The organism is Candidatus Nitrosarchaeum limnium BG20, from assembly GCF_000241145.1.
GTDB classification, from domain to species: Archaea; Thermoproteota; Nitrososphaeria; order Nitrososphaerales; family Nitrosopumilaceae; genus Nitrosarchaeum; species Nitrosarchaeum limnae.
The window spans coordinates 1-946 of sequence record NZ_AHJG01000293.1 but is presented as its reverse complement, the minus strand read 5'-3'; the positions used below and the strand labels follow the sequence as shown (position 1 = coordinate 946).

At 36.2% G+C, this 946-nt stretch carries 1 protein-coding gene; it reads left to right on the top strand.

Going from position 1 to position 946, the window contains the following annotated elements:
• Positions 1–767 (top strand): zinc-binding dehydrogenase (locus BG20_RS10520; protein ID WP_010195028.1); only part of this gene is annotated, 767 nt, incomplete at its 5' end.
• Between the last annotated feature and the right edge of the window lie 179 nt (positions 768–946).

Genomic DNA, 946 nt, shown 5'->3' with positions numbered 1-946 from the left:
GTACTAGTGGAAGAGAATATGATTGCAGACAGAGAAAGATCTGGGGATTTGAAACTGGTCCTCTTTGGGGAGGGTATTGTGAGGTCACACATTTACCAGAAGTCAACGTGGTAAAAATTCCTGATAATGTGTCATATGATTCTGCAGCAGCGGCCTCAATGACACTTCTGACATCTTGGCATATGTTGGTTGGAAGAGCAAAGATTCAACCAGGCCAATTAGTTTTGATTATGGGTGGAGGTTCCGGTGTTGGGAACTATGGAATACAAATAGCTAAATTATTTGGATGCACTGTGATTGCAACTGCTAGTCCTGATAAATTAGATAAATTATTGGAGCTTGGATCCGATTATGCAATTGATCACAGAAAAGATGATTGGCATAAGCAAGTTCGTGATATATCAAAAAAAATACCAAAGCCATTTGGAGATACACCTGGCGTTGATGTAATTTTTGAACATATTGGTGGTTCCCACTGGAACAAAGAGCTAACACTGTTAAAGTATGGTGCAACAATTGTTACAACAGGAGCTACAACTGGATATGATGCTAAAACAGATTTACGTCACATTTTTTTCAAAGGAATTAATATTTTAGGTTCTACACAAGGAACTAGATCTGAATTAGAACAAGCTCTATACTGGATGTCTCAAGGAAAAATCAAGTCCGTAATTGACTCTGTTTATTCATTTGAACAAGCAGCAGAAGCTCACACAAAGATGTTGACAGGAAAAGGACTTTTTGGTAAAATCCTGATGAAACCATAAACTATGACTGAAAACCCGAAAATTGATTCTATTTTAGATGAGGCAAATAGATTATTTTTAAAAGGCAAACTGGACGAAGCAATCAAGTATTATGATATGATTCTACATGAGAATCCAAATCATATTGGCTCTCTTAATAATAAAGGATATGCATTAAACAAACTAAAAGATTATGATGG